This is a genomic window from Flavitalea antarctica (genome assembly GCF_054461535.1).
Genome location: NZ_JBTLQG010000087.1, coordinates 1 through 1,120 on the forward strand (window position 1 = coordinate 1; position 1,120 = coordinate 1,120).

Consider the following 1,120-nt stretch of genomic DNA (forward strand, 5'->3'; position numbering starts at 1 on the left):
AATCTTCTGTATCATTGTTGCCAATTATTCTGCATTCCTAATTGCCAAAAGTTCTGTATTGTTAGTTGCTGATTACAGCATACTTTCCGATAAGTGAATGTCCATTTCGACGATCAACTTGATCAACAAAAAAAACATGAAACACTGGAAGCGACAAAAGTAAGAGACCGACGCGAATTCCGTTACGTCGGTGTCCATTTTTCGAATTAAGACCTATGAAAACGAAAATGATACCTGTAGCTGGTATAAGTATGTAAAGAGGTATCATCCATAAGAACTCCATGTAATGCTTTTTCTATTTGAGTAATTTAATTAAATGACTGCCGAGTATTGCGGTCTCGGGAAAGGGTATTTCGCCCGGCCAATTGTATTCCCGCGCGTTCTTAGCGGTATTTTTCATATGTTGTCTTAGCAAACTCTCGTAATCTTTCATCCCTTGTAATATCGTCGGCTATTTCTTTGACGAATCCGAGGTGCTTGTCCTTGTTGTGCCGTACAAGCCCTAACATACATTCCACGTACGTTAAAAAGAAATCATCTCGTTCCTGGAGCTTCTTAAGCTGTATCTCTTCTGCAATTTCCGCCTCGAAATATTTCAGTAAAGTTGCGGATTTCCATGAAAGTTCTCCTTTATGGCGAAGTATCCACCACTTCAGTTTTTCTATAAGTCCTTCAGGAATTTCAAAGACATCGTCAGATGATGCGTTGTTAATCAGCTCAACGGCTGCAAAGAGATAATCACTTAACCATTTGTCTCCATCATCGCTGACGGCTATTGTCGATAGAAATGGTTCTATAAACCCAGATTTGTTAATGAATTTACTGATTAGCCAGGTAAATCTGTTTGTATTTTCAATGTCACCCGGCCTTGAAATTAACAACTTCAACTCATTTTCAAAGGTCTCAAAGTTGTCGATCAGAATGTCGTACAGAAATTCAAGGCTTTTATTTTGGTCCGGCATGGTGGGTCTAAAAATTACTGCCAACGTGGAAGTATTGGCAAGGCGGGCATTGCTTGATGTTTTATTCCACATGACACTGGGCGCCCGCTTTTGCCAAGCCCTTATGCTATATAGAAGATGACGTTTAGTGTGACAGTAGTCAATCTGCCAGGCAGACC

At 40.2% G+C, this 1,120-nt stretch carries 1 protein-coding gene; it reads right to left on the minus strand.

Translation table 11 applies throughout. The annotated features are described in order from the left end of the window. Positions 1–383: 383 nt before the first annotated feature. Positions 384–1,120: hypothetical protein (locus ACX0G7_RS27285; protein WP_458926715.1), on the minus strand; the 737-nt coding region annotated here is incomplete at its 5' end.